The organism is [Pseudopropionibacterium] massiliense, from assembly GCF_900607225.1.
Taxonomy (GTDB): Bacteria; Actinomycetota; Actinomycetes; order Propionibacteriales; family Propionibacteriaceae; genus Arachnia; species Arachnia massiliensis.
In genome coordinates this window covers 2325816-2348953 of sequence record NZ_LR027842.1, presented here as the reverse complement: position 1 = coordinate 2348953, position 23138 = coordinate 2325816, and the positions used below count along the sequence as shown (strand labels likewise).

General features: G+C 67.6%; 16 protein-coding genes and 1 riboswitch. Of the genes, 5 read left to right on the top strand and 11 right to left on the bottom strand.

The window, feature by feature from the left end; all coding sequences use genetic code 11:
- The first annotated feature begins 54 nt into the window (after nucleotides 1-54).
- Entirely contained in the window at nucleotides 55-972 is a 918-nt protein-coding gene (locus E0E39_RS10440; RefSeq protein ID WP_130874679.1) for a cation diffusion facilitator family transporter, read from the top strand.
- A gap of 99 nt (nucleotides 973-1071) precedes the next feature.
- On the opposite strand, the gene E0E39_RS10435 is transcribed toward E0E39_RS10440, so the two are convergent.
- The 3 genes from E0E39_RS10435 to E0E39_RS10425 are packed head-to-tail and all read right to left on the bottom strand — an operon-like array spanning nucleotide 1072 to nucleotide 7615.
- Nucleotides 1072-1950, bottom strand: coding sequence for a pyruvate, water dikinase regulatory protein (locus E0E39_RS10435; protein ID WP_130874678.1), 879 nt, complete (start codon nucleotides 1948-1950; stop codon nucleotides 1072-1074).
- A gap of 45 nt (nucleotides 1951-1995) precedes the next feature.
- Nucleotides 1996-5658, bottom strand: a complete 3663-nt coding sequence (gene murJ, locus E0E39_RS10430) for a murein biosynthesis integral membrane protein MurJ (RefSeq protein ID WP_130874677.1) — start codon at nucleotides 5656-5658, stop codon at nucleotides 1996-1998.
- A gap of 31 nt (nucleotides 5659-5689) precedes the next feature.
- Nucleotides 5690-7615, bottom strand: a complete 1926-nt coding sequence (locus tag E0E39_RS10425; protein ID WP_130874676.1) for a DUF6049 family protein — start codon at nucleotides 7613-7615, stop codon at nucleotides 5690-5692.
- Nucleotides 7616-7698: 83 nt separating this feature from the next.
- Nucleotides 7699-7801, top strand: a riboswitch (TPP riboswitch).
- A 68-nt stretch (nucleotides 7802-7869) separates the two neighbouring features.
- On the opposite strand from E0E39_RS10425, the gene E0E39_RS10420 reads away from it, so the two are divergent.
- Both E0E39_RS10420 and E0E39_RS10415 read left to right on the top strand, forming a co-directional pair.
- The gene (locus tag E0E39_RS10420) at nucleotides 7870-8505 is read left to right on the top strand and encodes an ECF transporter S component (RefSeq protein ID WP_130874675.1); all 636 of its coding nucleotides are present in this window, start codon (nucleotides 7870-7872) and stop codon (nucleotides 8503-8505) included.
- Complete coding sequence (locus E0E39_RS10415; RefSeq protein WP_130874674.1) at nucleotides 8498-10726, top strand: ATP-binding cassette domain-containing protein; 2229 nt, start codon at nucleotides 8498-8500, stop codon at nucleotides 10724-10726. Before E0E39_RS10420 ends, E0E39_RS10415 begins: the two co-directional genes overlap by 8 nt.
- Nucleotides 10727-10741: 15 nt before the next feature.
- Here E0E39_RS10415 and E0E39_RS10410 read toward each other — a convergent pair whose 3' ends face one another.
- The 8 genes from E0E39_RS10410 to E0E39_RS10375 form a co-directional block, all read right to left on the bottom strand.
- Nucleotides 10742-12085: an AfsR/SARP family transcriptional regulator gene (locus E0E39_RS10410; RefSeq protein WP_130874673.1), complete on the bottom strand. Its 1344-nt coding sequence runs from the start codon at nucleotides 12083-12085 to the stop codon at nucleotides 10742-10744.
- A complete protein-coding gene (locus E0E39_RS10405; protein ID WP_130874672.1) occupies nucleotides 12025-13338 on the bottom strand; it encodes a LysM peptidoglycan-binding domain-containing protein in 1314 nt (437 codons plus the stop codon). Before E0E39_RS10405 ends, E0E39_RS10410 begins: the two co-directional genes overlap by 61 nt.
- Before the next feature lie 35 nt (nucleotides 13339-13373).
- Nucleotides 13374-13553: a hypothetical protein gene (locus E0E39_RS10400; protein ID WP_130874671.1), complete on the bottom strand. Its 180-nt coding sequence runs from the start codon at nucleotides 13551-13553 to the stop codon at nucleotides 13374-13376.
- An 84-nt stretch (nucleotides 13554-13637) separates the two neighbouring features.
- Nucleotides 13638-14522 (bottom strand): hypothetical protein, encoded by an 885-nt coding sequence (locus tag E0E39_RS10395; RefSeq protein WP_130874670.1) that lies wholly within the window; start codon nucleotides 14520-14522, stop codon nucleotides 13638-13640.
- Between the two features lies 1 nt (nucleotide 14523).
- Nucleotides 14524-15375: a type II secretion system F family protein gene (locus E0E39_RS10390; RefSeq protein WP_130874669.1), complete on the bottom strand. Its 852-nt coding sequence runs from the start codon at nucleotides 15373-15375 to the stop codon at nucleotides 14524-14526.
- A complete protein-coding gene (locus E0E39_RS10385) occupies nucleotides 15363-16760 on the bottom strand; it encodes a TadA family conjugal transfer-associated ATPase (protein ID WP_425470710.1) in 1398 nt (465 codons plus the stop codon). Before E0E39_RS10385 ends, E0E39_RS10390 begins: the two co-directional genes overlap by 13 nt.
- Nucleotides 16761-16786: 26 nt before the next feature.
- Nucleotides 16787-17590: a hypothetical protein gene (locus tag E0E39_RS10380; RefSeq protein WP_130874667.1), complete on the bottom strand. Its 804-nt coding sequence runs from the start codon at nucleotides 17588-17590 to the stop codon at nucleotides 16787-16789.
- A complete protein-coding gene (locus E0E39_RS10375) occupies nucleotides 17590-18300 on the bottom strand; it encodes an SAF domain-containing protein (protein ID WP_130874666.1) in 711 nt (236 codons plus the stop codon). The genes E0E39_RS10380 and E0E39_RS10375 overlap by 1 nt, the downstream gene beginning before the upstream one ends.
- A 391-nt stretch (nucleotides 18301-18691) precedes the next feature.
- Between E0E39_RS10375 and ptsP the strand changes: the two genes are divergently transcribed.
- Entirely contained in the window at nucleotides 18692-21277 is a 2586-nt protein-coding gene (ptsP, locus tag E0E39_RS10370; protein WP_130874665.1) for a phosphoenolpyruvate--protein phosphotransferase, read from the top strand.
- Between the two features lie 9 nt (nucleotides 21278-21286).
- On the top strand, nucleotides 21287-23125 hold the full coding sequence (locus E0E39_RS10365; protein ID WP_130874664.1) for a PTS transporter subunit EIIC: 1839 nt from the start codon (nucleotides 21287-21289) through the stop codon (nucleotides 23123-23125).
- The last annotated feature ends 13 nt before the right edge of the window (nucleotides 23126-23138 follow it).

The window sequence follows — 23138 nt, the reverse complement described above, 5'->3', positions numbered from 1 at the left end:
AAGTGGAGCCTTCCAGGGGTTGATTCCGTCCCCGCGGAGATCGAACATGAGAGCGTGTCGCCAAATTCTCAACAATCCTCCGGTGTCCCGGACCTGAGTCGTTACGGCTGGCTGGCCGTGGCAACGGCCCTCGCCACCATCCTGCTCAAGACCGGGGCCTGGCTGGTCACCGGTTCCGTCGGGCTGTTGGCCGATGCCGCCGAGTCCCTGGTGAACCTGGTCGCCGCCGTCGTGGCGTTGATCGTGCTGAAGGTGGCGGCGAGACCTGCCGACGCCAACCACAACTTCGGCCACACCAAGGCCGAGTACTTCTCGGCGGCCGTGGAGGGCGTGATGATCTTCGTCGCCGCGATCTCCATCGTCGTTCTCGCGCTCCAGCGGCTTCTCACCCCGCAGCCCCTCGAATCGGTGGGGATCGGGTTGATGATCTCCGTGGCGGCCTCCCTCCTCAACGGTGCCGTGGCGTTGGTGATGATCAGGGCCGGGAAACGCCACCACTCCATCACCCTCAGGGCCGACGGCAAACACCTGATGACCGACGTGTGGACCTCGGCCGGGGTGCTGGTGGGGATCGCGCTGGTGTGGGTGAGCGGCTGGGGATGGCTCGACCCGGTGATCGCCATCGCGGTGGGCGTCAACATCCTGTTCACGGGCTACGGGCTGGTGAAGGAATCGACCGGGGGATTGATGGACGCGTCCCTGCCGGAGGAGGACAACGAAAAACTGCGCGCGATACTCACCAGCAGGACCGGGGCCGGGGTCGCCTTCCACCAGATGCGCACCCGGGTCTCCGGGGCCCGGCAGTTCATGGACTTCCACCTTCTCGTCCCGGACGACTGGAGCGTCAAACAGGGCCACGATTTCCTGGAGGATCTCTCCGACGAGATCGTCACCGAGTTCCCGCGGATGAACGTCACCGGACACATCGAACCCATCAACGATCCCCGCAGCTACGCCCACGAGGGCATCTGACCGAGCCACCCACACCGGCCGATGGCGCGGACCGGGGGAGGAGCGAGGCCCGGTGTCGCGCCGCGGCCGCGAGTCAGGGGCGGTGATCCTGCATTTCGCTCAAGGGGTGATGCGCAGCTGCCCCGCCGGTCGGCGGAGCCGGGAACCCGCCCTCCGGGCGCGTTCGTCGACGATGTCGATGATCCGCGCCGCGGCCTCTTCCAGGGCGAGACCCGTGGTGTCGACGACCGGTGCTCCCAGCCGCCGCTGGATGGCACCCACCTCGTCCAGTTCGTCGAGGATCTGCCCCAGATCCGCGTAGCCGTCGCGGGTACCGAATCCCCCCAACCCCTGCACGCGGCGCGACCGGATCTGCAGCAACCGTTCCGCGTCTATCGTCAACCCGACGATGCGCCAGCGGTCGATCCCGAACAGCTCCTCGGGCGGCCGGATCCCGGGCACCAGGGGAACGTTGACCGTCTTGTAGCCCAGATATCCCAGGTAGATCGACAGCGGGGTCTTGCCGGAACGCGACGCCCCGATCAGGCAGATGTCACACTCCCGGAGTGCCGCCGGCATGGCCCCGTCGTCGTTGCGGATCGCGAACTCCATCGCGGAGATCCGAACGAAGTAGTCGGCCTCCACCCCCACGGGGCGCATGGGAACCTCGTCGGCGGTGTGCCCGGAGATCCTCTCCAGGGCGACCAGCGCATCGCCCATCAGGTCGGTGTAGGGGATCGCGAGATCCTCGCAGGCGTTGATCACCAGGCTCCGCAGTTCAGCGTTCACCAGCGTGAAGAACACTGCGATCGGGCGGTCCGCCCGCTCCCTCAGGGTGCCCAGGGCCTTCATCATGGCATCCAGTTTCCCCAGCCGGGGGTGCCTGATGATCTCGAAGTGCGCGTCCGGGAACTGGGCGCGGGCGGCCCGGGCCAATCGCACCGCGGTCTCCCCGGTCGAGTCGGCCAGCACGTGGATCTCCAGGTTGCCGTCGGTCATGGGGACACCGTAGCGGACCCGGTCGTCTCCACGTCGACGGCGCTCTCACCCTTGTTTGACGACGATCTCGTTCACGGTACCCACGTAGCGGGCCCTCGATGCCTCCGGCAGTTTGGTGAGGTAGACCAGCACGTAGCGGCTGGTGACCTCCTCGGTGGGTTTCAGGACGGCCTGCTCCGAGGTGTCCTCGGCGGTGGCCACCGTCCTCCACTGGGCCTGGCGATCCATGGGTGCCCTGTCCGTGGCCTCCTTCTCCGGTACCCGCAGCTCGACGGTCTCGCCGGCCGCGGCGAAGGTCACCTCGACCTCCCCGAGCTTGACCGGTTTCCCGAGGTCGAGCACCAGGCCGACCCCCGGTTTCTCGCCACCCAGGTTGGGGTTGTCCCGGTACTGCATGGTGGACCAGCCCGTGCCGGGGTCACCGTCGATGGCGTTGTTCACCTGGTCCGGGTGTTCATCGCCGCTGCCGTTGTCGGCCCGCGGGTCGAAATCGGTGATGCCGGCCACGGGAATGACGGTGCCGACCTCCGGGGCCTCCTGCGACTCGCTGGTCGTGGGGGTGGGCGACTCGGGGCCGGGGACCTCGGGTCTCCGACCGATGCTGTTGATCGCGACCACGATCAAGGAGATCACGAGAGTGGCCACCGCAGCCACCAGCACCACCCACAGCAGAGGCCTGCCCTCGTAGGTGTTCTTGGTGGACTTGACGTCCTCCACCGCGCTGGTCTCCACCACCCGTTGGCGTTGCTGGGCCACTGCCGGTTGCACCTGGGTCGCGGCGGAATCGGGAACCACGGGGGCAGGCATGGAATCCAGCGCAGCGGGCCGCAGGTGGGTCGGGATCGGATTGTGTGGTTGCCTGACCCGGGCCTCCAGATCCGGGGAGGCATCCGCCGTTCCCAGTACCGAGGCGAGCGCCGAGGCCAGCTGTGAGGCGGTCGTGATCCGTTGATCCGGTGCGGTTTCCTGTCCTGCCAGAGCTGCCGCGCAGATGCGGTCCAGGGCGGGGGAGATGCCGGGGGTCACCGAACTCATCGGGGCTATTTCGCCGTTGATGAGCGAGGCGGCGGGAAGGCCCCAGGCGTCCCCGCCGGGCCAGTGCAGCACCAGCATCGCGTACAGCAGGCTGGCGAGTCCCCGCACGTCGGCTGCCTCGCGGTCGCTCCACTTCACCGATGCGTTCGGGTGGAAACCGGCCTCCACCCCGAAACCGACCAGTTTCACGGCGCCGAGGGTTGTGATCACCACGTTGTCGGGGGTCAGCTGTTCGTGGAACAGTCCCTGGCCGTGCAGCGAGGTGAGGGCGTCCGCCAGTTCCCGGACCACCCAGGCCGCTTCCAGTGTGCTGAGCGGGCCGTGTCTCAGCAGGTTGGCCAGCGAGCTGCCGTGCGCGTACTCGCAGACGATGTAGCCACCGATCCCGCGTGGATCGTTGTCCAGGCTGACCGCGTCCAGCACCCGCAGGAAACGGGAATCGGTGGCGATCGCGCCCTTGCGGGCCGCCTGCAGCAGATTGGCGGTGTAGGGGCTGTCCTCCGGGATGACGTGTGCCATGACGTCACGGGAGAGCACCAGATCGTGGGAACGCCACGTCTCGATGCCGTCCCGCACCGCGATCAGCTCCTCGATGCGGAATCGCGTGGAGAGCAGGTCACCGGTGCTCATCAGGCGTTGACCCGAGGTGATCTCGTCGATTCCGTCGAACGTGGAGGGCTCGTCCGGGCCGATGACCTGTGCCTGCATGCTCGCATCGATCGGTGAGGTGGAGGTCTCGGGAGACGGGGTCCTCTGTACGGCAGGGGTGATCCGTGTGGCCAGGAGATCGTCGGTGGAATTCGGATCGAGGTCTGCGGGATCCGGGGTGAGCTTTCCTACCAGACTTGGCAGCTCGAGGGCTGCGGCCATGGATTCCTCCGGTATGCGTGCCGCGTTCCAGCCGTTGAAGGTTCCGTCGGCGATGATCGTGTGCAGGCCCGTCGGCATGAGGTCGTCCACCAGGGCGGCCGCGGTGGCGGGTTCCGCACCAATGGTGGGGATGTGCGGAAGGGACGACTCCTTCTGCGGTTTCTCCTCGCCTGCGGGAGTGGAGGGTCTTCCCCGCCCGAGCCGGGAACGGATCATGTCTCCGAGACTTGCGAGTTCCCGAACCTTCAGCACCTTGCCCACCGCCAGGAAACCGGTCCCGATGATGCCGCCCCCCAGACACAGCGCCAACAGCGGGCCGACGATCCCGCCGGGGAGTGCGTCCAGAATCAGGGTGGACAGGAGCCACGCCACCAGGGCGCCGCTGCCCGCACCGATGCCCAGGCGGGCGACGTGCATCAGAAGATCCCGGCCGTTCAGATGGGGGATCTTCCGCTTGAGCTGACGCCAGCTGAGCTGGACCCCCACCAGGTAGGCCAGCGAATAGGCTCCTGCGAGCGCGGCCGCTGTCCAGGAGGGATCGTTGATCAGGTACACCAGCAGCAACGCGCCCCCCGCGTTCACGCCCCCTATCACGAGCTGCAGCCGGAACGGGGTGCGGGTGTCCTCCAGCGCGTAGAAGGTGCGCAGGCAGATGAACTGCACGGTGAACGGCACCGTGCCCAGGGCGAAAGCGCTCAGCGCCCAGGCGATCAGGTTGGCGTCGCGGCTGCCCTGACCATGGCCGAACAACAGGGTGGCCATGGGTTCGGAGAGCGCCAGGAAAACCATCGAGGCGGGTACCAGGGCCATCAACGACAGCCTCATGGTCTTGCGGGCCTCGGCCGCGACGCCCTCGAGGTCTTCCTCGGCGGCCAGCCGGGATGCGTTGGGAAGCATCGCGGTTGCCAGAGAGACCGTGATCAGGGAGTGCGGCATCATCCAGATCAGGCTGGCGTTGCCGTACACGTTGGAACCTCCGCCCGACCCGGCGGCCGTCGCGGAGGTAGCCAGGCGGTTCACCAGCATCAGCACGGCCTGGTTGATGAGGACGAAACCCAGGGTCCACTTCGCCAGTTGGAAGGTCTTGCCCAGCCCCGCTCCCCGGAGGTCGAAACGTGGCCGGAAACGAAACCCGACCTTCTTCACGAACGGGATCAGCACCAAGGCCTGGGCTGCGATTCCGGCTGTGGAACCGATGCCCAGAAGCAGTATCTGCTCCGTGGTGAACGCGCCCGAATGATCGCCGCCGGTGCCCCATATCACCAGGTAGAAACCCAGCACGATGATCGAGATGACGTTGTTGGCGATCGGTGCCCACATCATGGGGCCGAACTGGTCCCGGGCGTTGAGGACCTGCCCCAGCATCGTGTAGGCGCCGTAGAAGAAGATCTGGGGAAGGGTGCAGTAGGTCAGCGCCACCATCGAGGCGTACTGGGACTCCAGATCGGGGGTGCGCCAGGAATCCGACGAGTAGAGGAAGGTGATCAGGGGGGCTGCGAGTGTCAGGACCACGGTCACCACGCTGATGGCCAGCATGAATGCGGTCATGATCCGGTTCGTGAACGCCTCGCCGCCGTCCTCGTCGTGACGGATGGCGCGCACGATCTGCGGTACCAGGACCGTGTTGACGGCGCCTCCCACGAACAGGATGTACATGCCGTTGGAGATCGTGCTCGCCAGCGACAGGATGTCGGCCTGTCGGGTTCCGTTGCCCAGGATGAAGGCCACCAGCATTGTCCGCAGGATCCCGAGGCCTCGGGAAACCAGCGTTCCCGCCGCCATCAGGGCGCTTGCGGAAAGCAATTTGCGGCTGCTGCTCACACCGCTACTGGTACTACTGCTCACGACTCTCCCTGGTTCTTTCCCTCTGCACCGCCCTGATACGCAGGAATGTACCCCCGACCACTACTGCACCCGAGATGACGATGATGATCCAGCCGACTCGCCCAAGGCCGGTGGCCGTGATCTCAACGGGCACCACGGAGCCGAATACTGTTCCCTGTTCCGTCGTCAGCTGGGCCCTCACCGTCACGACACCGTTGGCGGTGGTGGACGGCGAGATGCTGACAGTGCGGTGCTCGCCGGGTCCGAGGGTGACCAGCTCGGAGGGGGCGACCCGGATCCGGTTGGGGGAGTCGCTGACGAACTGGACCCGCACCTTCACGGTGATGGGCAGCGGATTGCTGATCGTCACGGGGAAGTTGTTGGTTTCGGAGCCCATCACGAACTGGCTGGCGGCGCTCAGCCGGATCGCGGACGGGGTCAGTTTCTCACTCGGGGTCGCGCTGACGAAGTCCATCGCCTCCTGCTCGGATTGGAAGGCGCTGTTGAAGGCCCGCGCGGCGATGGTCGCGTTCAGGGCCGTGCGGTCGGAGCCCGTCAACTCCTCCAGGAGCTGGGTGGAGTCGAAGATACCCTGTATCTGGGAACGCAGCTTTGGCCATGAGGTGATCTGCTCCGCCGGTACGCCGTAGCGCGCCTGACCGCTGGGCTCGGGGAGCGGAGCGGCGGTTTCGGAGCCTGCAAGGAGTTCCGCACGGCTGATGTCCGCGGCTTCACGGACCATGTGGATCGTCGTCTTCTCCCCCAGCAGCTCCTCAGCCAGGCGGCGTCCTGAGATCTGGGCCCTCGTGAACGTGTTCCCGGGACCGATCCCGGGCAGATCCATGGAGGAAACGCGCAGCGCGTGGGCCTTGACCTCGTGGTTCGTGGTGCTTATCTCGCCGCTGGATGGGAAGGTGTTGCCGAAGACCTTCTGGAAATCATGGAGGGCCAGCGTCAACGCCAGGTCCTGGGAATCGTTCCCGCCGAGGTCGGCCACGAGGGGAACGTCGGCGAGGGTCGTCCCCAGCCCTGAGGCTTTCAACGCGGTCTCGGACCAGCCAAGAGCAGCCTCGAGACCGGACAGGTCCCCGGCGGCGTGCAGACGTGCCAGGTCGGGATTTCCGAACGGTAGCCGCATCACTCGCCCCGTGCCGATCAGACTGGTGAGGCGTTTCACGAAATCGTCGGCGGTCTCGCTCGGTGGAGCGGCCTGGCCGGCGACGGTGTGTTCCCCGGCCAGTACCTGGGCCTCGACGAGCAGGGAGGGGTCCAGCAGCGTGTAGGTTCCCGGTTTCTCAGCTGCCGTCAGCAGCTCCGACAGTTCTCCCACGAGCCGGGACTCGAGGGAGTTGTCCTGGAAATCGGTGTTGTCGAGCAGGGTCGGTCGGGTGGTGAGCTTCACGACGGTCGAGACCTGCAAAGGCTTCTTCGTGGCGACGGCGAACGCCCGGCCACGGCCCACGTTCCTGGGTCCCTGGGTGGAGGAGTTGGAGCGGACCAGCGCCCCGAGCAGGTAGACGGCGTCCGTCCTCGAGGACAGGGCCAGTTCCCTGATGGTCGCGCTCACCGTGAACTTCATGGAGGCTCCCGGCGACAGTTCCCCGAGGTCCTGGTAGTTCTCCTTGGAATTCGTGACCCGATTGCCCTGGGGCTGTGCGGCTCCGGAGGTGAGAACCTGTTCTAGTTCGGCGTGCTCCGTGATCGGTCTGGTTGAGCGCCAGAAATGGACGCTGGAGTTCTCCACGGTCTGTGAGGTGTTGTTCCGCACCGTCCCGGTGATGGTGATGAGCTGATCCGGTTGTGAGCGGTCCAACAGTTGGGGGGTGAGGGACTCGATGCTCACGTCGACGGGTTCATCGGCCCGGGAAGGGGTTGCGATGATGCTGACGGCGATGGCCGCCAACAGCAGCATCCAGGTCACCAGCCTTCTCGTCACCGGGCCATCGTAATAGGAGGTTCCGTCCATGCGGGAGGTCGTGGTCGGGATGCGCTGATGAAGCGCAGCAACTAGAGTTCGTTTCGACACGACAGGGGAGCGCGGCTGCGCTGAGAGTGCGGGAAACCGCAGACCCTCGAACCTGAACCGGTTAGCACCGGCGTAGGGAGTCGGGAATCTCCGGCCGAGACGGGTGTGCCCGTCACGGCCTCCCTGAGGAAACCGGGACAAACCGGCGCACCACAGGAGTTGACATGGCTGAAACCAGCAGGAGGACGAGGACACGGCTCGCGACGGGAGGACCCGCCGCGTGGCGTTCCGTGGATCTCGTGACCATCGCCGTTCTCGGCGTCGCGCTGGGTGTCGCCTTCTGGGGATGGGACCTGCTGCTGTATCCCGCGATGTCTGCGGCGCTCAACACGGCCTTCCCGCCCCTGGCGAGCCTGACCCTCGGCGTGTGGGTGCTGCCCGCGGTCGTGGGTGGATTCGTGGTGCGTCGCCCCGGCGCGGCCCTGCTCTGCGAGATCGTGGCCGCCACCGTCGAGGCGTTGCTGGGGAACCAGTGGGGGCTGAACGTGATGGTCTCGGGTGCTCTGCAGGCGCTCGGGGTCGAGATCGTCCTCGCGGTCTTCCTGTGGCGGGGATTCCGCGTCTGGGTGGCGATGCTTGCCGGTGCGCTCTCCGCCGCCCTCGAACTGTGCTGCTGGGAATGGTGGGTCTACCAGGGCGAGTACACCTTCGGCATGAAACTGGTGGCCCTCGGGTGCGCCGTCATCTCCTGCATCGCGATCTCCGGCGCCGGAGGGTGGGCCCTGGTCAGGGCGATGGCCGCGACCGGGGCGCTGAACGCCTTCCCCGCAGGTCGGGAACACCTGGTCCGGCGTGGCTGACCGGGGCCGGCTGCGGGCGGTCGCGCTCACCTGGCAGCCCCTGGGCGCCGATCACCCGCTCCTGGACGGCGTGACCCTCGAGATCGGGGCGGGGGAGAGGGTCCTGCTGGCGGTCCTGCTGGCGGGAGTCAGCGGGGCGGGGAAATCCACTCTGCTGCGGGCCTTCGCCGGGGTGCTGGAGGAGCACACCCCTGGGGAACTCTCGGGCGAGGTGACGGTCGGTGGAGTCCCGGCGGCCACGGGTCGCGGTGACGTCGGCCTGGTGGGGCAGCAGCCCTTCGACTCGATCGTCGCCGAGACCGTGGGGCGTGACGTCGCCTTCGGGCCGGAGAACCTCGGCCTGCCGGTCGCGGAGATCCGTGAGCAGGTTGCCGGGGCGCTGGAACTGGTTGATTTTCCCTTTCGCCCCGGACACCCGACGGCGGCGTTGTCGGGTGGGCAGGCCCAGCGACTGGCGCTGGCGGGGGCGCTGGCCATGAAACCCGGCGTGCTCCTCCTCGACGAGCCGGGGGCGATGCTCGACACCCCCTCGGCCGCCCGGCTGCGGGAGGCGGTCGACGACGTGGTCACCCGCACCGGCGCCACCCTGGTCGTCGCAGATCACGACATCGCCGGCTGGGACGGGATCGTGGAGCGGCTGGTGGTGATCGATTCGGGACGTGTTCTCGCCGACGGTCCCTTCGGGGATGTCCTGGGAACCATGGGCGCCCGCCTCCTCGGGCTGGGGCTGTGGGTCCCGGGGGCGCCCGACCCGGAACCCGCCGCAGTCGCCGAGCTCGGAGGGAACACGTGCGGGGAAACGGGGGAGGTCGTTGCCCGGGCCCGGGGAATCACCGTCTGTCGGAAAACGCCGCTCACCCTGGGAAACGCCCGGGATGACGAGCCGCGGCGGGTGCTGCACGACGTCGACGCGACGCTTCGCCGGGGGGAACTGGTGGCCCTCGGTGGCGACAGCGGAGCGGGCAAGTCCACCCTGCTGGCCGCGTTCCTGGGAACACTGCCCGTGGTCTCGGGAGATGTGAGGATCGGCGGCGACGACCCGGCGCGCCTCACCTCGCGGCAGCTCGCATCGAGAGCCGGCTGGGTTCCGCAGTTCGCGGAGGGCCTGGTGGTGGGGGACACCGTGCTGTCCTCCCTGACCGCCACCGCCCTGGCCCTGGGGCAGTCGCGAGATGACGTGGAGGCCCGGGCCCGGCGGTTCCTGGCGGCGGGGGGGCTCGGCGGCATGGGGGCCCGCCCCCCGTTGAGCCTGTCGGGGGGGGGACAGCGACGCCTGGCCGTCATCTCCTCGGTGCTCCACGCACCCGGGGTCGTCCTGGCGGACGAACCCACCGTGGGGCTGGACCGGGTGACCTGGGCCGCTGTGGCGGGGGTTCTGCTCTCGGCCCGGGAAGCCGGCTCGGGGGTGCTGGTCGCAACCCACGACGCCGCGTTGACGCGCCTCGCGAACCGGTGGATTCGCCTGCCATCGCCGCCCACGGGCGGAGAGGAACGCTCCTCGGAAACCACTGAAGGACCAGCACCCGGGAGCCTGCTGGGGAGAACAGGGCCGCTGTCCCTGCTGCTCGGGGCGGTCCTGCTCACCGCATCGGGGGTCGTCGCCGGGGGACTGCTGCCCCTGACGATCGGGGTGGTCGCCCTGGTGGTCACGGGAATGGTGTTGCTGCGGTTCCGGTTCCCGCCCGGGAGGCTGATGGCCCCCGGAATCGCGATCGCGTCCATCGCCTGGTCCAACTGGCTGCTCTCCGATCCCCGCGCCGTCGAACCCGCCCTGGTGGCCGCCCTGCGGGTGGCGTTCATCGTGCTGCCCGGTGTGGTGGCCGCCTCGTTCCTGGAACCCTCGGTCCTGGGGGACCATCTCGGATGTCTGCTGCGGTTGCCGTCGCGCCTTGTCCTGGCGGTGGTCGCAGCCCTTCGCCGCCTCGACGGGTTCGCGGAGCTGTGGCAGGAGATCTCGCGGGCGCGGCGGGTCCGTGGGGTCGGTCCGGGTCGCTCCCCGATCAGCAAGGCAGGCGAGTGGGGGGCGTTGTGCCTCGCTCTGCTGGTGGAGTCGGTCAGGCAGGCCGGGAGGTTGACGATCGCCATGGACTCGCGCGGCTACTCGGCCCCGGGCCCCAGGACATGGCTCGGGGAGGCCGCATGGAAACGCGAGGATACCGGGCTGGTGGTGATTGCCGCCTTGCTGGCGGTTCTACCCCATCTGCTCGGAGTGGTCATCTGACCCCAGCGTATGCGGTCATGCGACACCGGATCGTTCCGGGAGGTGTCCCTGACGGCAGGTCTGGAGGGCTTCCTGGATCATGCGCACCGACTCCGGCCCGAGGTCGCGTCCCGACGCACGTGCCGATCGCGTGAGCTGCAGCACCTGCCGATCCACTCCGGCCCGGTCGCCGCGCTGGGCGAGAGACCGGATCCGCCGCACCACCAGAGGTTCCACATCCCCGGCAGCACGGACACCTTGGGAAATTGCCCAATCGGCCAGCGTGTGTTCCCCGCGGGCCGTGCAGCGATCCGCCAGCACCGCCGAGGCGTCGACGATCATGCTCACCATGTCGCTGCGCAGCTGTTCCGCCCAGCTCCACTGGAACTCGAAGCTTCCCAAGGGCGCTCCCCTGACCAGCGCGAGCGCCTCGGCCAACGATGTTTCACTGGCTCGGTTGACCCCGCCCGCGAGCAGCGACTGGAACCTCTCCCAGTCACTCGAGACGCTGACGGACAACTGGATGTGCCCGGAATAGGCATCGGGGAGGTGCTCCCCCTCCGGGCCCCTGCCCAACCAGCTGCGCAACCTGGACATGTTCGAACGCCGGGTGCTCTCGGCGACCATCAGTGATTCCCGCATCTGGGTGGGGGTCGCCCCGGGATTTACCAGCAACCAGGCGCAGCATTCGAGGCAACGGCCGGCGGCTCGAGTGGGACGTTGCCCGTCGCAGGCAACCAGGTCCACCTCTCCCAGGAGAAGCAGCGTCGGTGAGTGGGGTTCGGCGGCCATGGGTGGTTCCTTGACGGAGCCGCTGCCGGGCAGCGGATTTTCAACGGGGGGAAGGAGATCGTCGCACCACCAGGGGGCGGGCTCCGACTCCGGCGCAATCGAGGATGCGAACAGGGTGACCAGGGCATGTCGGGCAGGGCCCGGTATGAGTTGCGGCTCGAAATCCTCCCCGGAATCCAGCGTCGCGGTCCGCGCATCCTTCAGCTCCAGATGTCTTCCAGGAGCGGGGGAATGCGCTCGAACCGGTGCGACGACGCTGACCCCGACCCGCCCGAGTTCCAGTGCCTCGGTGATGCGGGTCGTCTGCTGAGCGGTCAGGGAGTCGCAGAAGATGAACACCGCCGGGGCGAAGTTCGCAGCCCGATCCGGATCCGAGCGTGCGGCAGTGAGTGACCCCGTCCCGAGCGCCACGCGGCGACCGGCGCAGAGCCGCTCCAGGCGCGTCAACGCCTCGTCGGTGGACGGAAGAACCGTGAGGCGTGGATCATCGACGGCCTCCGCCCAGGCCTCGCGCGGATGAACCGCCATCACGTCGACCTCGGACGACCACTCCGCGCACAGCAGACTGGTCCAGGCGCTGGCAGCCATCCCCAGGACTTCCGGCTGGTTGCCGCAGACCCAGAGACAACGGCTCTCCTCGAGAGTGATCCAGACCTCTTCCTGCCCACGCCAGCCCAGGAGAACGGCCGTGGGGGACGGATCGGTCGGGTCGTCGAGTCGGTGTTCCGTGCCACGTCGCCCCAGAGCGGTCCAGAAACGTTCCAGGGAAACCGGGACGGAGCGGGAACGCTGCCCGAGGGGACGTGTGTGCAGGGCGTTTCGCCGCCGCAGTGACAGTCCGGTGATGACCCCGGCGGCCAGTAGGCCTCCGATCGGCCCGAGGTAGTGGGAAAGATCGGTGTGCTTCTCCTCGGATGGGGCCTCGACCACCGGGCCGGGGGGATTGGCCGGGGACGGCGTGGGTGCGGCGTGGGTGAGGGTGGGGCCGTCTCCTCCGGGGACGAGACAGGAGGTGGGATCGTTTCGTTGGTGACGGCCGGAGGGGTGGGGTGCAGCCGTGTGCTCGATTCCGCGACATCGGTCCCGGGCAGGGTGAGCACCCAACCGGCATCGATCTCGTCGGGATCGGTGATGCGGTCCCGGTTGGCCTCGTGAAGCTCGGGCCAGCGTTCGGGATCCCCGAGATGCCGTTCCGCCAGGTGCCAGAGGGAATCCCCCGACTCCACCGTCACCGTCATGGGTAGCCGCAGGATCGTGCCCGGGGGAGGGGGGTGATCCACGTCGATTCCCGGGTTCGCGGCAACCAGCTGGCGCCATCTTTCGCCTGCACCGAGTTCACGTGCCGCGATGTCCCACAGCTCGTCACCCGGTTGCACCTCGTACTCCCGCCACGCGACGGGCTCGCGCGGGGCGGTGCGGGACACCGCGTCGGTGGGTTCGGTCGGGCGGGCCTCCGCCGGCGCCGCGACCGCCACAGGAGCATCCGTCAGGGACGGGGACGCATTCGCGGCCAGCAGCGGCGACAGGGCGGCAGCCACCAGCAGCGCGACGACGGGACGGAGCCAGCCCGTGCCGGGCATGTGGAAACTGATCCGACCCCGTGAAACGGCGTGCAGCAGTTCGCCGATGGTGGTCAGGGCGAGCATCCCCCAGGCCAGCCAGCCACTCAGCGACAGCACCCCCAGGATGACTCGACCATCGTCGGGACGTGACAATGCGCCTCCCCAGTCGACCGTCGCCAGGTCCGCCAGCCGACCCCAGTGGAGCAACGCCCAGGGCACGCCCAGCAGCAGGATGGCGAGCAGGACCGTGGCGCCGGTGGCCTGTGCGACTCGTCTCATGCTGGGATTCCTTCCGGACGGTTCCGTTCGTCGCTTCACTTGGGAAGCTTCGCCTCCACGAATTTCGTGATGACACTGACCACGAGCAGGGCGATGGTCACGGCCCCTGCCAGGAGGATGGCGTTCTCTGTGGACTGCGACAGCCCGCGTTCGTCGCGTCGGGGTGGGATGAGCAGGGTCAGGTGCTGCTGGAGGAGAATCAACAAGGGCGACATGGTTCCTTCTTCCCTATCTGGTTTCATTGTGGGTGGCCGATCGGCGCGGTCTCCGTTTTCCACAGGTTTTCTTCATGCTGGTCCTCACATGCCGATGAGGATGAACAGCGGCGGGATGATGAAGCCCAGACCGAGGATCAGGGCGGGCAGGGTCATCCAGATGGTGAGGGCCTCGGTGTCCTCCTGGGCGCGGGCGCGTTGCTGCGCCAGATGCCCCTCCCGGAGTTCCCGGACCCTGGCCTGCAAGGTTTCGGCGAGCGCCGCCCCTTGCTCCTCGAGACGCATGATGTCGGCGAAATCACCCAGCTCCGGCACGTCCCACTCGTCCGCGATCCGGTGTAGTTCCCGCCACGGGGTGGTCTGCTCCAACCGACACCGTTCCAGGCCGGCCGTCATGCGGCGGAACAGCGGTGCGTCGGAAATGGTGGCCGCCTGGGTGACGGCCTGGGTAGCGGAGGCATTTGCCAGACGTTCCAGAGCGACGAGGTCGAAGAACGTGTGAACCGCCTCCGATGTGCTCCTGCTCACCTGCCGGGACGTTCTGGCCAGTCTCAGGTCAGCCAGGAAATATCCGCAGATCCCGAGAACAGGTCCCAGGAGCAGGGGAACAGGTGTCGTCGGATTTCCGAGGACCACCTGTATGACGAGCCAGACGGCGGGGAGCAGCAGCCCCGTCGTGGACAGCACCAGTTTTTCCGCGAAGAAGTCAGCGATGCTTCGTCCCGACAACAGGAGGAGACGTTGCTGGTTGCGGGTGATCGGTAGCCGGAGAGTGGTGTGCAACCACGCCCCGAGCGCTTCCAGGCCCCTGTGCTCCGGATGCGTCTCCCGCGGTTCGGGAGCGGAGCCGTCCAGGGCTGCGAGGGCATCTGCGAGACGTACGGGGGATCGCAGGGTCCCCATGACGGTCAGCAGGGTGCCGGCGCCGATCACCATTCCCATCACCATGAACGGGCCCATGATGCTCATCTCAGTCCCCCCTGAGGAAACGGGCCGCCGGTTTCGGGAGAGTCCTGCTGCGCAGTATCAGCAACGCTCCCACGTAGAGGGCGGTCAGTGTCAACGCCAGCAGCTGTCCGGTGGGTGTTGCGTAGGGGCCGAAATAACCGGGGGAAAGCAACCAGACCACGACCAGGATCGCGAGCGTGATGCCGACGACCTGGCGCACCACGGCCCGCGGTTTGGCCCGTTCCGCCGCGATCTCGCGCATGGTGCGCAATCGCATCTGGGTGTTCTCGGCCAGCGCGGTGAGCATGGGGCGGGCGCCGACCCCACCCCGTGAGGATGCGATCGCCAGGGCCGCCAGTACCCTGTCGGCGTCGGCGGATTCGAGCTCGTCGGCCATCGCGAGCAACGCCTTCCGGGTGGTCCACCCCAGGTCGAGCCGTGCGACAACCCGTGCCACGGGGGTCATCAGCACTGGAGGGACCTGGGCGCGAGTGGCGATGATCGCATCCCGGATCGATTTCCCAGTGGCTATCGAGGGTCCGAGGAAACGCAACCAACGGTCCAGGGCGGCGAGGATCTCCACCTCGGGATTCGGCGGTTCGCTCAGCAGGTGTGGGAACCCCAGCAAAGTCACCGGGATCAGGACCACGGCTGCCAACCAGCCGGTCCACGTCCCGATCACGATACCCGCGACCAGACAGGCAACGATCCACAGCCGGCGTCGCGGCCTCAGTGTTTTCCAGCGAGCCGTCAACCGTGCCGACAATGATGTGGGGAACGGGCTGGTGGGAGTCCGACGTTTCAACCCCGTCAACACCAGAACCACCCCTGCGACCAGCAGGGCGCCACTCCCCGCGGCGATCAGCGTTCCCATGACGCCTCCCGAAAAGCCGCGAGCTCGGTCGACATCGTCGCCTCCGGCTGGAACAGGGGGGTCGGGTCGGAGCGGTAGACGAGATGAGTGGTCGGGCGTTCGTTCTCGACGACCCCGGTCAGCTGGCGTACCTCACTGACGAAGCGTCGCCTGAGACCGCCGCGCCAGGTGTCGTCGCGCAGGGTCACGTGGACGATGAAGTTGATGTTGTGGGCGATCTGCCGCATCGCCTCCCCGATGCTGAGGACCCCACCCAGCGCTACGCGAGCCGCGAGGCGGTCGATGGTGGATGTGGCGGAGTGCGAGTGGGTGGTCGACAGGGTGCCGGCTCCCGCCTGCATCGCCTCGAACATCGCGCCGGCCTCGGCGCCCCGGACCTCCCCGACGACGAGCCGGGACAGGTTCTGCCGCAGAGCCTCCGGAATGAGATCGGCCACGCTCCATTCCCCGATGTGTCTGTCACCCTGTTGCTCCCCGAGGCCCATCTTCGCCTGGAGCGCCAGCATGTTGCGGCGTCCGGGCTGCAGATGGGTCAGCAGTTCGTAGTCGGTCTCCAGGGTTCCGAACCGTTCGGTCGGGGGTATTTCAGCGATCAGGGCACGCAGCAGGGTGGTCTTCCCCGCTCCCTGGTCCCCGGAGATCACTATCGACTTGCGGGCCAGCACGGCCTGCGCGAGGAGCCGGGCCACGGGAAGGGGCAGCATGCCGCCGTCGGCCAGTTCCTTCAACGTCACGGTGGTCAACGTGTGCTGGCGGATGATGACGGACGGCCGGTGGCTCAGCCCGAATCCGATGGCGTGCAGCCGGAAACGGCTGCCGAGCGCGAGAGTCATCGTCGGGTGGGCGTCGTCGAAGGGACGCGGCGGGTTCGCGGTTTCACCGAGGAACCGGATGGCCTCGATCAGTTCCTCGTCGGAGTCCGCCACGGGTGGATGGGATTCCCGATGCCCGTCGCCGTACTGGATCATCACCGAGTCCCACCCCGTGATCTCGATGTTCTCGGCCTCCGGGATGCTCAGGACCGGGCTCAGCCGTCCGTAGCCGAAGATGGCCTGTGCCACGGCCTCGGCGTAGTCGGTTTCCAGCTCCATGGGCCACAACGCCGCTCCCTCGCTGCTGAGCTTTTCGGCATGGGCGTGCACGACGGCGCGAATGATTGCCCTGCCCCGGGCCCTCCGGTCGTCCTCGGGCATCACCGTTCCGTGTTCGACCAGCCAGTGTTCGCTGGCCTGCCCGATCTGTTCCGCCGCTTGTCTGCGCAGTGACACCACGAGCTGCCAGTCGATGTCGGAACTCGGCTGGTGTTCCTCTTCGAGGAACCGGTGACGAGGTGTGGGTCGGGGATGCCAGTCGGAGGTTGCGAGGGCAGCGAACGCCCCGGACAGGCTGGGTGGTCTCGAGGCATCGCTGGTCACGGGGCACCGCCTTGGAGTAGTTCACGTCTGAGGGCCCCGGCGTGTTCGAGCCGCTGCGTGAGGTGCAGAGCCGCCACCCGGTACGAGCCGAGCAGGGGTGAATTGTTGAACCCCCGGGGTGGTGTCAGACCGTGGATCAACACCCCGGCCGGGCGTGGATCCCAGGGAATCCGGGCCCAGCAGTCGACCCCGAACTGTGCCGTGATCTCGTGGGTCGAGTAGGGGCGTCCCGGACCCACGATCACCAGCCCGAGCGGCCGATCCGCGGGAAGCATGTGGACCTGTTCCACCAGCAGGGGCAGGTACAGGCGCGACGCGGCGAGGGATTTCAGGTTGCTCTGCAGCACGAAACCGATGGCGTCCGCCACCTCCAGCAGCGCGGTGGGAAGACCATCGTGTCCCAGCCTTCCGGCATCGACGATGACATCGATTCCCTGGACGCCCAGGCCTGCGAAGGCCTCCGCGAGCTCCGGCCAGATGTGATCGAACAGCCGCACCGCACCCGGCTGGGCGAAGCCGGGAAGGAACCGCCGGTTGGTGACCTCGTCACGGGTGAGGGGGATGGTCTGTTGGAGCAGTTCCGGGCCGATGTCCCGGGTCTCGCGATACAGACGTGCCAGAACGGCCAGGCCCCTGCCCCCGAGGTCGAGGCCGCGGAGATACCCGGCGGGGACGGCCTGTGCCGGGTCGCGGTCGCAGTCGGAGAGCATCACGTCGCCGGGCCAGCAGAGCGTGAGGCCCAAGGAGGTCGTGGTGACACCGGGGGCGCCCGGCCCGCCGGTCAGGACGATCACCGACATCAGGGCTCCTGGAGGACGACGAGGATCAGTTGATCCGCAGCCGCGAGGGCTGCCACTGCGGGGGCTTCCTCCAGGGGAAGGCTGACATCCAGCAACCATGTGGCCCCGTCGGCCAGTTTCTCCGGAAGACCCGCCACCACTGCGGTTGTCGTCCTTGTCTCCGTGAGGCCGATCAGCTGGATCTTCTGACCCGGAGCCGGGGGAGCGGTGGGCATCTTTCCGGGCCCGAGTTTCAAGCCCAGGGTGACGTTCCCCGGAGGGAAGGACTGATCACCCAAGCGTTGCTCGGTGGGAAAGCTGCCCGCAGGCAGGTCGAACAGGGCCCGCTTCCCGATCAGGTCGTTCATCTTCTGTGGGTCGATGCCTTCCTCCTGGTCGCTGGGCAGTTCACGCACCGTCAGGTCGGAGGGGCGAATTTCCCGACCGCGGGTCACGTCGTTCGCCATCGCAACTGCTTGCCGGTGTCGGGTCGTGGTCGTGTACAGGGCGGCCGCCCCCAGCGCGCCCAGCACGATGAGGAGCACACCCAGGGCGATCAGGCGTGGGTTGCGTCGCGCGCGCAGTTGGACCCCCTCGGGGCGACTGGCGGAGGGTTCGGTCACGTCATTGTCCCTTTCGTTGTTCCGGAAGGCGTCGGGGCGTTCGGCCCGTGTCAGGTCCTTGACCGGGGCGACGAGTTCTCCGCGTCTTCGCGTTGTTCGGAAAGTCAACTCCTTCCGGGGGACGCGCGTGCGGAGTTAACCAAAAATTAATCTTCGAAAGTTTCGACAGGGGGTCCGCGGCGGATGGCCGTGATTCTGCCTCCCGGCGGCCCACCGGAACGTGTCGCTGCCAACGGGCATGCGACTCGCCGTGGTCGGGGCGTGCTCGAAACCGGGCGAACCGATCGGTTGTCTCCCGGGGCGGGTCGTGTCGACATCTCCGCGCCGTTCTTGCCGGCGACGCGCGCTCCTGGCCCGGGTCCCGCCGAATCCGCCAAATCCTGTGGAATCGAGGAAAAGGTGTTCCGATCGGGCCGGAATCCAACTAGGCTGCTGGGAAAATTGGGGAGCAGGTATGAAATCCGATGCGACACCTCCCCTCCTGAAAGGAAGTGCCGTTGTGAGTGCAGAGTCGACCGCGCGGGTGAGTCTCAGGGCGCCGTTGACCGGTGTCATGGTTCCCATCGAGGACGTACCGGACCCGGTGTTCGCCAGAAGAATGGTCGGGGACGGGTTCTCCGTGGATCCCCTGGAGGGGCGGCTGACCTCGCCGGTCCCCGGCGAGGTGGTGGATCTCCAGCCCTCCCGCCACGCCGTGACCGTGCGCAGCGCCGAAGGTCTCGAGATCCTCATGCACATAGGTCTGGACACCGTCAGGTTGGGTGGCGACGGTTTCCGCGCCCACGTTTCCGAGGGGCAGCAGGTCGGCGTCGGAGACCTGCTGATCGACTTCGACCTCGACGAGGTCGGTCGTAGGGCCAAGTCGCTGCTCACCCAGGTGGTGGTCACCAACACCGAACTCATCTCCGGCATCGTCCCGGTGACGGGCCTGGTCGGTGCCGGAATCGACGAGGCCGCCGTCGTGGAACTCAAACAACGCGAAGACTCCGCCGAGGATTCGGGCGCGGCCGTCGATGCGGCATCGGATGCCATCATCGTGCCGAACCCGACCGGGCTTCACGCCCGCCCCACCGCCACGCTCGTGGCCCTCGCGAAGCAGTACCGTTCCGACATCCAGTTGCGCCGCGGCGACGACACCGCCAACGCCAAGTCCATCGTCGCGATCATGAGTCTCGCGGTCGCCTGTGGCGAGAAGGTCGTGGTCACCGCGCACGGAACCGACGCGAAGGAAGCCGTCGCCGCGATCTCCCAGGGAATCCGGGAGGGCCTCGGCGAGGACTGCCCGACCCTCCCGAGCGGTGGCGTCATCGGCACGGAGGACACCACCCCCATACCCACCATCACGGAACCGGTTGCGGAACCCGCCGGGCCGCGGTCGGGCGACTGGAACCTGCTGCTCGGCGCCTCCGCGTCCCCGGGACTCGGCATCGGTCGCGTGGTGCAGCTCCACCACGAGGACATCGTGGTGGAGGAGTTCGCCGAGGATCGGCACAAGGAACGACGCAAGCTGAACTCCGCCATCGACCGGGCCCTGCTCGACCTGTCCGCCCTGCAGAAACGGATGTCCGAGGAGGCCTCCGAGGAGAAGGCGGCCATCTTCGCCGCCCATCAGGAGATCCTGGGCGACCCCGAGCTGCTCGACCTGGCGGCATCGGCCATCGACAAGGGCAAATCGGCGGCCTTCGCGTGGCGCGGTGCCTTCAACGCCTTCGCCGACCAGCTCGCCGCGCTGAAGAACGAGATCCTCGCGGGCCGCGCCAACGACGTGCGTGACGTCGGGCAGCGGGTACTCGAGGAACTGACCGGCCAGCGTTCCGAGAAGGGCGACCTGCCCGAGAACACCATCCTCGTGGCCGAGGAGCTCACCCCCTCCGACACCGCGCAGCTGGACCGCAGCCGCGTGGTCGGTTTCGCGACCACCGGGGGCGGCGCATCCTCCCACGTGGCGATCATCGCCCGCTCCCTCGACATCCCTGCCGTCGCGGGCATCGAGGCCAGGGCCCTCGACATCGCCGACGGCACCCTCGTGGTGCTCGACGGTTCGAAGGGCACCCTGCGCACGGGGGTCACCGACGAGGAGGTGGCCCGGCTGCGGGAGAAGCAGGCCCGGATGGCCGAACGCAAGGCCGTCGAGGAGGCGGCCAAGGATGAACCCGCCGTCACCACCGACGGCCACCGGATCACCGTGGTGGCCAACATCGGCGGCGTCGACGACGCCGTCGCGTCCATGGACAAGGGTGCGGAGGGCGTCGGCCTGCTGCGCAGCGAGTTCGTGTTCATGGGGCGCGCCACCGCACCCACCGAGGCGGAGCAGACCCAGATCTACACCGACTGCGCGAAGGCCCTGAAACCGGATCAGTCCCTGGTGATCCGGACCCTCGACGTCGGCGGCGACAAACCCCTGGCCTACCTGCCCATCCCCGCCGAGGAGAACCCCTTCCTCGGCGTGCGCGGCATCAGGGTCGGTCTGGAACAGCCCGAGGTGCTCCGCACCCAGATCCGGGCCATCCTGGCCTCCTCGGACGCCGGCGCCAGGCTGCACGTGATGTTCCCCATGATCGCCACCATCGATGACTGGCGCCGGGCCAAGCAGATCTTCGACGAGGAACGCTCCAAGGTGGCCGCGTGGGACCGGGTGAGCGTCGGGATCATGATGGAGGTTCCCTCCGTCGCGGTCATGGCCAGGCAGTTCGCGGCCGAGGACGGCTGCGACTTCTTCAGCGTCGGCACCAACGACCTGACCAGCTACACCCTCGCCATGGACCGGGGACACCCCAAACTGGCCAGCCAGGTCGACCCCTGCAACCCGGCGGTGCTGACCCTCATCGGGCAGGCCGCCGATGCCCTCCACGAACGCGGGAAATGGCTGGGGGTGTGCGGCGGTGTCGCCTCCGACCCGCAGGCGGTGCCGATCCTCGTCGGCCTCGGGGTCGACGAGCTGAGCTGCTCCATTCCCGCGATCCCCTCGGTCAAGGCCGCCGTGCGCGCCCATGACCTGTCCACCTGCCGAGCGCTGGCGGAGAAGGCCGTCAACTGCGCCACCCCCGCCGAGGTCCGGGCCCTGGTTCCCGTCGACGAATTCTGAGAGGCCGACATGAGTACTGCATCCGAGATCGTGGCCGCCGTCGGCGGACCCGAGAACATCCAGTCACTGACCCACTGCGCCACGCGGCTGCGCTTCGAGCTCGTCGACGGTTCCGTCGTGGACAACGCCGCGGTGGAATCCATCAACGGGGTGATGGGGGCTGTTCCCCAGTCCGGGGACCGCTACCAGGTCATCATCGGCGGCGCCGTTGCCACCGTGTTCAACGAGATCAACTCCCTGCCCGAGATGAGTTCCCGCAAGCCCATGAGCGACGCGGAGGTCAAGGCGGCGGCCCGGTCCAAGGCGCGCGGCAAGGTGGCCTGGCTGGACAACTTCTTCGAGTACCTGTCGGACAGCTTCCGGCCCCTGCTCGGCGTGCTGCTCGGGGCGTCGCTGATCCTCGCCTTCGCCGCAGTGCTGGACGCCTTCGGGGTTTTCGACTTCCAATCCGAGACCAAGGCCGCCCCGTGGGTGTTCCTCGACGCGATGTGGCGCGGTGTGTTCTACTTCCTGCCCATCGCGGTGGCCTACAACGCTTCCAAGAAGCTCGACGTGGATCCATGGCTGGGCGCGGTCATCATGGGTGCGCTGCTGACCCCCAACTTCATCAGCCTCGGTGCCAAGACCTACACCGAGACCGCGGAGGGCAGCGGCCTTTTCACGGAGGCCCTGAGGTTCGCCGAGACCACCTGCGTGAAGAATCCGACCCTGGGAACCGAGTCCTGCACCGTGAACATCTTCGGGTTGAACCTGCAACTCAACGACTACGGTGGACAGGTTTTCGTGCCGTTGATCATGGCCGCCGTGCTGGCCTTGGTGTACCGCTTCTGGAAGCGGGTCTTCCCGGAGAACGTCCAGATGGTCTTCGTCCCGTTCTTCTCGATGATCATCATGATCCCGCTCACCGCGTTCCTGCTCGGCCCCATCGGCATCTGGGCCGGCACCGGCATCGGTGACGGCCTGTCCTGGCTGAACGGGCACGCCCCCATCGTCTTCGCCATCCTGATCCCGATGATCTACCCGTTCCTCGTGCCGCTCGGGCTCCACTGGCCGCTGAACGCCCTGATGCTGCTGAACATCGACAATCTCGGCTACGACTTCATCCAGGGGCCCATGGGTGTGTGGAACTTCGCCTGCTTCGGGGCGACCGCGGCCGTGCTGGTGCTGGCCTTCCGGGACAAGGACGCCACGATGAAACAGACCGCATCCGGCGCTCTCATCGCGGGCCTGTTCGGCGGTATCTCCGAACCCAGCCTCTACGGCATCCATCTGCGCTTCAAGCGGATCTACCCGCGCATGCTGATCGGATGTCTCGTGGGAGGCATCACGATCGGCCTGCTGAGCACCTTCTTCACGACGGGAGACGTCAGGGGCGTCACCACCGGTGCCTTCGCGTTCACCTCGCTGCTGACCATCCCGGTGTTCAACCCGATGTGGATCTACGCCATCTCCGTGGTGGTTTCCTTCACCGTCGCCCTGTTCGCGGTTCTGATCTCCGACTACCGCACGCCCGAGGAGAAGGCCGCCGCGCGCCGCGCCGCCGAACCTGCGGAAGCAGCCGCCGAGCCGCGGGTGATCGTCGTGGGTGACGTCGAGACCAACCAGGCCAAGCAGTGGGTCGCCGCGCTCGGCGGGGAGGACAACGTGCGTTCCGTCGAGGCCATCGCCGAGACCCGGGTGCGGGTCGAGGTCGCCGACGACTCCAAGGTCGATGTCGACGCCCTGAAACGAGCCGGGCTGACGGCCGCGGTCAAGGTCGGTGAGGGGGTCTGGCACCTTGTCGCCGGACTGGAGGCCGCACAGTACGCAGAGGGAATGCGCCGACGGGTTGCTTCCACCGTCAGCTGATTTTCCTTTGCAG